The 8,550-nt window shown below is 34.6% G+C and carries 11 protein-coding genes and 1 pseudogene; 2 read left to right on the forward strand and 10 right to left on the reverse strand.

The annotated features are described in order from the left end of the window. Positions 1-722 precede the first annotated feature (722 nt). From AC0C45_RS29705 to AC0C45_RS29725, 5 genes are all read right to left on the reverse strand, one after another. Complete coding sequence (locus AC0C45_RS29705; protein ID WP_195696258.1) at positions 723-1,145, reverse strand: helix-turn-helix domain-containing protein; 423 nt, start codon at positions 1,143-1,145, stop codon at positions 723-725. Positions 1,146-1,612: 467 nt separating this feature from the next. Then, positions 1,613-1,807: a hypothetical protein gene (locus AC0C45_RS29710; RefSeq protein ID WP_472929304.1), complete on the reverse strand. Its 195-nt coding sequence runs from the start codon at positions 1,805-1,807 to the stop codon at positions 1,613-1,615. Positions 1,808-2,445: 638 nt separating this feature from the next. Next, positions 2,446-2,649 (reverse strand): Spo0E family sporulation regulatory protein-aspartic acid phosphatase, encoded by a 204-nt coding sequence (locus AC0C45_RS29715; RefSeq protein ID WP_472929305.1) that lies wholly within the window; start codon positions 2,647-2,649, stop codon positions 2,446-2,448. Between the two features lie 609 nt (positions 2,650-3,258). Then, entirely contained in the window at positions 3,259-3,537 is a 279-nt protein-coding gene (locus AC0C45_RS29720; protein ID WP_472929306.1) for a hypothetical protein, read from the reverse strand. A 27-nt stretch (positions 3,538-3,564) separates the two neighbouring features. Further along, positions 3,565-3,918: a hypothetical protein gene (locus AC0C45_RS29725; protein WP_472929307.1), complete on the reverse strand. Its 354-nt coding sequence runs from the start codon at positions 3,916-3,918 to the stop codon at positions 3,565-3,567. Between the two features lie 217 nt (positions 3,919-4,135). Between AC0C45_RS29725 and AC0C45_RS29730 the strand changes: the two genes are divergently transcribed. Next, entirely contained in the window at positions 4,136-4,600 is a 465-nt protein-coding gene (locus AC0C45_RS29730) for a CBO0543 family protein (protein WP_472929308.1), read from the forward strand. 453 nt (positions 4,601-5,053) lie between these two features. On the opposite strand, the gene AC0C45_RS29735 is transcribed toward AC0C45_RS29730, so the two are convergent. The 4 genes from AC0C45_RS29735 to AC0C45_RS29750 form a co-directional block, all read right to left on the reverse strand. Beyond that, entirely contained in the window at positions 5,054-5,554 is a 501-nt protein-coding gene (locus AC0C45_RS29735) for a DUF3967 domain-containing protein (RefSeq protein ID WP_242647281.1), read from the reverse strand. Between the two features lie 49 nt (positions 5,555-5,603). Beyond that, on the reverse strand, positions 5,604-6,500 hold the full coding sequence (locus AC0C45_RS29740) for a replication protein (protein WP_472929309.1): 897 nt from the start codon (positions 6,498-6,500) through the stop codon (positions 5,604-5,606). A 456-nt stretch (positions 6,501-6,956) separates the two neighbouring features. Continuing rightward, the gene (locus AC0C45_RS29745; RefSeq protein ID WP_012209751.1) at positions 6,957-7,220 is read right to left on the reverse strand and encodes a ribbon-helix-helix protein, CopG family; all 264 of its coding nucleotides are present in this window, start codon (positions 7,218-7,220) and stop codon (positions 6,957-6,959) included. A 263-nt stretch (positions 7,221-7,483) separates the two neighbouring features. Beyond that, positions 7,484-7,858 carry a helix-turn-helix transcriptional regulator gene (locus AC0C45_RS29750; protein ID WP_207372962.1) on the reverse strand — a complete coding sequence of 125 codons (375 nt, stop codon included), beginning with the start codon at positions 7,856-7,858 and terminating at the stop codon, positions 7,484-7,486. Between the two features lie 147 nt (positions 7,859-8,005). Here AC0C45_RS29750 and AC0C45_RS29755 point away from each other — a divergent pair, with 147 nt between their 5' ends. Next, positions 8,006-8,245, forward strand: coding sequence for a helix-turn-helix domain-containing protein (locus tag AC0C45_RS29755; protein ID WP_242647283.1), 240 nt, complete (start codon positions 8,006-8,008; stop codon positions 8,243-8,245). Positions 8,246-8,257: 12 nt separating this feature from the next. On the opposite strand, the pseudogene AC0C45_RS29760 reads toward AC0C45_RS29755, so the two are convergent. Further along, positions 8,258-8,550 (reverse strand): annotated as a pseudogene (locus AC0C45_RS29760) (hypothetical protein); the annotation flags it as partial.

Below are 8,550 nucleotides of genomic sequence, written 5' to 3' on the forward strand. Positions count from 1 at the left end.
TCATCACATACCATAACGGTAAGTAAAACGTACGCCGACGCTCCAAGTGGAGGTATACATAACAGTACGTTTCTTTCGTCAGAAGATAGCCACAACCTTATGTTCCTACGAGAGACCAACGAGAAGTAGGCTCCCTTTCGGGCCTATCATAGGTTTGTCCATAAGGACGATAGTATCCGTCCAGTTATACAGTTTCCTGCTTTCCTGTTCTCTTTCGAGGTAACGGCATTCGCTTTTTCTCGTATCCTTTACCCTCTATCACATCGTTTGACTTTACAGTCATCCTACTGTTTACACAGATAACAAAGGGCTTACCAAGTTCCGCATCTTATAGATACGACGAGGTTAGGTGGGTTCTTTACTCCGGGCAAGATACGGGACGCGTCACAGCAGCATTATGAATCTGCTTTTCCTCTTACCAATACCCAGGCAAATCTGTGCACTATCCTGAGCTAAAATTTACGAAGCTTACAAACCTTCACTAATGTTCACCATACTCATCTTCCCCTAGCAGTGTTCCGAGTCGTGCACTGACTCTCTGTTTCCGCATTTCCTCATGCAACCCACGAGCCCGTTACCAGGCCCGCAGTTTTGGACGGGGATAGTTTTTGCGTCTAAACCAGTGGCGTAAGCCACACTATATAAAAGCGACTTCTTGTCGCACCATAAAACATTTTATAGGCACAAAAATAGGCTTCAAGTTCCCTTAAAGCCTATTTTACTTACCTTTCTTCTTTAAAATCCTTTTTTATAGTCCAAAACGTTTTCTTTAAATCATCATAAAAAAACATCGTTAAGAATCCTAATATTGTAACACCAGCTGAAAACGCGCCTAAATCTAAAAATAATCCTACAAATACAAGGATAATTCCAATCACAAAACCAGGATCTGATAAATCCTCAATTTTATTCTTTTTTTGATCGATTACTATTTTTTTCTGAAAAGAACGATCACCTTTAATTAGTTCATCTAACGTCACATTATATAAATCACTTAGCTTAATAAGATTTTCAATATCGGGATACCCCTTATTATTCTCCCACTTATATACAGCTTGTCTAGATACATTCATTTCTTGGGCCAATTCTTCCCTAGAAAGATTTTTTTCTTCCCTTAGTCTTTGCAATTGTTCTCCTAAGTTCAACTTAACCACCTCTTACGCCCACTTTATAACAAATATGTAAAAACTTCTACAAACGCTTAGTAGTAGGCTGTAAACCAATGGTTTACATAATGAATTTTACAGAAACTCAAACATAATTTTTATAAAATGTGTTTGAGTTTCTGTAATAAGGGTATAGTAACAAGCTGGATTGAATTTTAAAGAAACATTCTTCCCCAAGTTTGTTTCTTTTTTTTGATACTTATAGAACGAATAATAAATAGTAAATTGAGCAAACTACTCAAGATACGTGAGGTATCACTTTTAATACCTTGATACGTTACTGAAAAAACTCCTGGCCAACAGCAGGAGTTTTTCTCTTTTTACGCTGTATATAATATACAAAGTTAGTTAACATAATCACTGTTCTCGGCATCTATTGAGTTGATATATGTAAACAAAGGCAACCACTTTTAAATTAAATGGTTGCCTCCTTATTTCTATTATTTTTAAACGTTGTTAATCATAAAAAAGAATGCTACAAAGCTCAGGACATAAACCCCCATCAGAGAAAGAGACACTTTTGATAAAGTGTTATTTGACCTCATTGCTCCCACGATTCCAACTTTAAACATATTCATTATAAACAATACGCCTGCCATACTTAATGCTAACATTGAAATAATTAATGTTAACTGTATCAATATGCTCACCTCCTGTTTGTATCTACGGGTGAACGTATATTTAGTTTCAATAATTTTACATTTTATAAATAATAAACATTGTATAAATCAAATTGCTAAGAGCAAACTACTCCATAAGCTGTAACTTTTCGATCCTTCAATAAAATGAATGTAGCAGAAAAAACTACTGAAACACATGGCCAGTAGTTTTTTTCTGTTTTTAGGCTGTATATCGTATTCAATCTTAGTTAACATAATGTCTCTTTCCGGAACACATACAAAAAAAGAACCCTTGGGAGGCAAGGATTCTTAAAGAGGTCCTCTTTCGTGTTTATGCAGCTTTTTATACATCCTTGATAAATCAACGATGAACTTGAGGATAAATAAAAAAATGATGAATAAAAAGCGCACCTTTTATTCATATGCTCACCATTCTATAACATTGATTTAATTATAAAAAAATCGTAAAATTATTCAGACTACTTTTCTGATTTGTAATGTTGTCAAATTCCTTAAGATAAAAGGCTATCTTACTTTAAACTAAAATAGCCTTTTATTCTATTTTTCTCTAATTTTTATATGACTTAATAAAATTAATATGTTATATATACAAAAAGAGCGATCTTATCTTATAAGGTAAGATCGCTCTTTTTATATAATTAAAGACTCACACATGTTTGAGTCTCTATATTTATTCTTTGCAACTCATTTAGTAAATCATCAATAACCTGACTTGTTTTGACTGTATTATCGCTTGTAAATCCTTCTTCAAATGCAAATTGAATCATTGTCTCTCTTGCTATTTCTATCTCCATTAAAAGAGCATAGATAATGACCCCATTATACCATTTCAACTCACTCATCACCCATTCATCCAATGTTAAATTATTCATTTATCTAACAGTAAATGGATTTACCCTATATATCAATATTAATTTTTTACAAAATTTTTATTTAGCATTCAAAAGAACAAATTTAGAATTGAAATATAGGTACTAAGGTATAAAAAGCCCTTATATAAAATTTCAAAAATAATAAAGAATATGGACTTTCTTCTAAAATATGTTACACTTAACCCTCGCATTTTTTATAGGTATTTCCTTGAGAGGCTATATTCCCTTTTCCTATAGAGCTGCCTCTCCTCTATGTCATATGTATGTGTAGGTTCTACCCACTTCCTTATTTTACAGTGGGAAAAACGACACATTCATTCTTTTTCTCTTTACAAAAACATGCAATGGTTTGGTTTCGTAAGTAACACTACATATTCATCCAAGTAATGTTTTGTAAGTATTTTGGCCAGTTCTTTAAAGAACTGGTCCTTTTTTTATATAACAGAATCTATCCTTTTATTTATCAGAAAAACCGTAGTTATAAGCACTTACCAATAAATAAGCTGTATAGCTAGTCACACATGCAAAAATAACAAGTAAAGCAATCGTCTTTAGTTTACTCAATTTCATTTCTCCTTTTTATCTTTCTAGATCTTGTTCCTGACGCTTGGATTGCTTTCTAATCCCACCTACATATTGGAAGAACGATATTTGCTTCATCTTCTCCACATTCTTATCAATCCAGTTCAAGGCTTTTTCCTTCCAGGCTTTCAAAGTTTTATTTTCTTCTCGTAATTCATGAACCTGCTGATTCACCTTATCAAGCTCTTTTTTTGGCACATAATCTTTTATATAACCAAGATTCACCTTCGTTAAGCTCTCATTCACTCCATTTGCTTCTACAAGCTCTTTTTTCATTTTTTTATGTTTCTGCTTCTCAATGGTTTAATCATCACTCAGAGAGCTTATATGAGCTTCATATTGCTTGTCTAGCTCTCTCTTAACCTCATCCTTGACGTTTTCCTTTTGTTCAGCTGAAAAATCACGGACGAGCTTCTGACGCATTTGTTTTTTGGCCTTCTCAACTTCGCCATCTTGATGCACCACGTATATTTCTAATTCTTGCTTTGTCTCACTTAGATCATGCTTTAAAGCATTATTCTCTTTTTCATAACGATCGACCTCATGACTCAATGCATGCGTGCGCTCATGTTCGGCCACCAATGTTTGCTGCAGCTCTTTGGTGAGACTCACAAGCTCATGAAAATCTGCTTCTTCCACTTTCAGCTTGGAACCCATGACACTCTTGGCCGCCTCTACTTCAACAGGTTGGCGTCAAACAAACATGGTTGTTTGAGTACCAAGAGGGTTTGGGTTTGGTGAGTCTATCAACTCCTTAAATTCTCGACCTGACGGTCTTGCGATTTATCGTTGACAGACCTTTATGTTAGATGTATAAACATTCTATTTTGGAAAATACTGATGGGTAACTTATAGATAGGGGTTTATATGATATATGGATACAATGATTTTGTGGTTTTTACTTTTTCTAGGCTGTACTTTGTTTGGTTTTATCCTCAGAAAACCACCTCTTCACTATTGGCTTTTCACTTTTTTACTGACTTCTTACTGTTCAACTTTCATTGGCGTTATTGTGGTCGAAAAAGGAATGCTTGAATATCCGATAAGATTGTTAGCTGATTACTTTGAATCCAGTATTTTATATGAATATCTACTGTTTCCGATTATTTGCGTCTATTTTTGCCAATACACTTACGATTCCACATATAGAATTTGGGTGATTCAAGCTATTTTTTATAACGCTTTCTTTACATTGGTAGAAATCATCTTGGAACACTATACAGATTTAATCCACTATTATACGTGGACATGGTTACATACATTTATCAGTACGTTTGCCTTAATGGTCATCATCAGAATGATTGTTCAATTTCTCCCTAGAAAAACTACATATTCGTAACAAAGACCGCCCATTATGTATCAGCTTATAAGGCGGTCTTATCTCTATGTATGCTATATATCTATTCGTAAATTCCCGACATTATTTCCAATGCCCCCATCATCACATTCTAAAAATAAACGAATGAAAAAACAGGAGAAAAAGAGAGAAGGTTTTTATAGTTAACTGATTACTAACGTAATCAATGTTGTCTATAAAAAGTATCTTGAAAATTGTATCCTACTTAATCTTATCTTTAAGAAAACGTTGTAGTTGCCTATATAACAGACATAAAGGGAAAATATTATATGCTATATACCATGCTACAAAAAAAGATACACCTTGAAGGTGTCATTTTTCAATAAAACTTCTTCTCTGTATTATGAAATAACTCATTACGTGTTGTTGATAATACTTCATTCAGGTTTCCCCAGATGTATTAAATTATGTTGCACTCAAGATCGCTAAAAAAAATTAGGCTTTCCAAAACTCCCACCATTTTTTTTTACTTACCTCTTGAGAGGCAGCTATCATTTTTTTTACATCCTGTAATTCACGCATGACACCCATTAGCGCTTTATCTCGTTCGTTCTCACGCGCTTTGACTTGTTCCTCTAGCTCTTCACGTACAATGTTCCGCATGTCCTCCAAGGTGAACATCGGTTGTGCTTGTTCGACGGGAACGGGGGGTGCTTGTTCTTGTTCCCGTTCTACGAGAACGACCCCCGTTCTTGCCTTTTCTAAAGCGATTTTAGCCCCATCTTTGAGTGACTTTTTCTTATTGCGTATTTCATTTTTCATGTGCATTAAAACATCAATATCACGTTTTAAAAAAGCTCGACTTTCTTGTTCGCCTTTAGTGAACACGTACTCGTTCTCTTCCAATTCCAAGCACCATTTTCTTAATGTGCTTGTACCTATGTCAAGTTGCTCAGCTACTTCATGATTCCAATATGCACGTTCCTTTTCTGACACGTTCTTCACCTCGTTCGCTCTCGCTTTTGTAGGTGTAATTCAATATTTATTAACGATTACCTGCTTTTAATTCTGCTTCTAATTGCATTAGCTCTGCCTTTATTTTTTCCTTTTCGGCTTCAAAATCATTATTCACTGGAAGATCTTTTGCTACCACATTTTCATCATTTGTTTGTAGCCAATTTGGAACCATTTCTTCACGTACATTACGTATTACACGTTTCCTTTTAGGTTGCTTCGGTTTCCAATGTTTAAGACGGTATTCTAATAATGATTTATATTGCTTATCCGTATCAACGATTACAGTGTCGTTAAGCATTTCATTTTTTACTTCGTCGAAAGGCACATTATTATATTTTTCTCGTAATTTATCATCAATAAAATCACGTGGACTACTACTAATTTTTTTATTTATTAATTTTTCATTTGTTTCTTTTTCATTTATAGGTGTACGTTCTGTGTTGTACACACTGTGTTGTACAGAACGTACATCAGAAGAAATTTGCTTATTTTGTGTCTGTTGTACATTTTGTACATCAGATATTTTTTCAGTGATTTCAAGTGGCGAATGTTGTATCACGCTTAACGTCATGACGTTTTTACCTTGCGATTGTAAGAGATTTATTTGTTCAATGACAAGCAATTCGAAATTAGCTTGTGAAATCGGAATATCTGACACAGCGTAAAAATAATCTTTTTTTCCGTCAACATATGCGCTAAAGCCGACAGCGTATTGTTTAATAGCTAATTCCTTCCAAGCAGCGTCTACGTTTCTACGAGAAAATTTGTTTTGTAACTGGGTCTTCCTAATCGTCCAACCTTCACTTAAGCTCATAATATGACTTAATAGACCGATAGACCGCAAGTCCTCCAGGTCCGTTTGTAATGGCGCGTTATGTATTTGAGCATATTGCGTTGTTTTTATTGTTTTGATAATTCCATTCATTTCTAAATTCCTCCAACGATTGATTTTTTGTTGGAGTACTTGCTATAATATACGTAACCAAATAAACGTACTATTTTGAGCAAGTACACCCAAGAGAACGGAGGCCTCAATCTCCGTTCTTTTTTATTATATCATGTCCTATTGATGAAAATAGGAGTGGGTATAAAATCGGAATTTTACTAGAGATATTGATTAATTTGCAGACAGTTTTAATAAAACAGTTGAATATAAATATTCAAAATATCTGTCCGAAATCTGACGCAACTTTCTGATTGAAACACAATTGACAAAATGACCGTCCAGATTGCCTTGTATGACTTTTTTAACAATGATGCAATAGGTTTTATTCTGATACACCAAAAATAAAATACAGATCATTTTCGTTCGTTTGCTGTATTGCCTCGTGTTTCAGAAGACCCTTAAATAAAAAGACCGTCATAAATGACAGTCATATGATTATGATTCATCATCGTCCAATCCACTTAATTCTCGTAAAGTATCTGTCATCATATCCATTAGCATTGTGAAAGCTAACATTTGCTGTTGTGTTTCATTAAGAAACTTTTCCAGTCGGTCTTCCCTCCCAAGTGCTTCCCGATGATGTGCGTATCCGATTAAATATCTGTTCAAAAATTCATTGCGAGACATGTTCAATGCCTTCGCTTTTTCATCAATTGCTTTGACGTATTCTTTGCCGATATTGCGAATAATAATATCCAAAAAACCAACTCCTTTTTTCAAAAGATAGTAACTGGAAATTAATCCGTTATTTTTTCGGAAGAGCATAAGGGGTTTTTGCTATCACATACTGTGCTAGGCTAGGCAGAGCCTAGCTTAACCGTGATACCACGATTTTTTCCAGTAGGTACACTGAAAACGTTCGCAATGTCCCCTCAACCTCCTAAAAATATTCCATATTTTCAACTATTTAGGTAGTTAAATCCCCTCATGGGCACCTGCCGTCGATATGCTTTTTTCATTTTTTATGAAATGTTTACTAGTTTTTGTGGTGATTTTTGGTGGATTTCTTGTTGCGGTTCTTGGTGAAGGTTTTGAAATTTTTGTACTGCTTCTTTGATATTTTTAACGCCTAATTTTTTGCAAATGTCTTTGCGTTGTTGTGAAATTGTGCTCCGTTCTTTGAACAACCATTCCGCCATTTTTGAAGATGAAAGTCCATCAAGTGCGAGTTCAAAAACTTCTTTTTCTGAGCGAGTAAATTGACTCATAAACAATTTTTCTTTTAGTATTTTACATTCCTCTTCGACTTGTTTCAAACGTGCTACCTCGTCAAAAAGTTCACTAGCCATTCCTAAAACATTTTCGATCCCCATTAACAATTTTTCAGCTTTTTCCATTTGAATCAGCTCCCATATGTTAAAATGAATGAAATAAACAATTCAGTTAATGGCACGTTAAACGTGCCATATTATTAACATAAATATAGCATCTTACATAATAAAAGGTCAATAAAATATTGAATTTTTTTGAGAAGGAGGTCAATTTTGGAGAACGTAAAATTGCAATGTCATCTAAAAAAATATTTAGAAGAGCAAGACATTTCTGTAAGGAAATTATCTGAAGAAATCAATGAAAGACGCGATACAATAAACGATTTGGCGAACAACCGTGATATAAATAACAGACGAATACCAGCCAGTTTACTAGCTAAATTGATGATGTATTTTGATGTAACGTTGGACGATTTGTTTACGCTAATTGAAAATAACGATAAAGAAAGCTGAGCACTAATGTACTCAGCTTTCTTTATCAATAAAAAGTGCTATGTATATGTTTATATATTTCTTTCTAGTTAAGTCGGGTAAGTTAGGGGCATCACTGCCCCCGCCTCCCCTAAGAACCGTGCGAGTCCCTTTCAAGACACATCGGCTCAAGCCTCCCATTGCAGGTCCATTTGCTGTCGTATCTTCATCACATACCATAACGGTAAGTAAAACGTACGCCGACGCTCCAAGTGGAGGTATACATAACAGTACGTTTCTTTCGTCAGAAGATAGCCACAACCTTATGTTCCTACGAGAGACCAACG

The sequence above is a fragment of the Priestia sp. VA7 genome, assembly GCF_055710015.1.

Bases quoted from the DNA above. Each gene is read 5' to 3' on its own strand.
- AC0C45_RS29730 (WP_472929308.1), top strand. From the start codon at position 4,136: ATGGATACAATGATTTTGTGGTTTTTACTTTTTCTAGGCTGTACTTTG.
- AC0C45_RS29740 (WP_472929309.1), bottom strand. From the start codon at position 6,500: ATGAATGGAATTATCAAAACAATAAAAACAACGCAATATGCTCAAATA.
- AC0C45_RS29715 (WP_472929305.1), bottom strand. From the start codon at position 2,649: ATGAGTGAGTTGAAATGGTATAATGGGGTCATTATCTATGCTCTTTTA.
- AC0C45_RS29725 (WP_472929307.1), bottom strand. From the start codon at position 3,918: ATGGGTTCCAAGCTGAAAGTGGAAGAAGCAGATTTTCATGAGCTTGTG.
- AC0C45_RS29720 (WP_472929306.1), bottom strand. From the start codon at position 3,537: ATGAAAAAAGAGCTTGTAGAAGCAAATGGAGTGAATGAGAGCTTAACG.
- AC0C45_RS29750 (WP_207372962.1), bottom strand. From the start codon at position 7,858: ATGGAAAAAGCTGAAAAATTGTTAATGGGGATCGAAAATGTTTTAGGA.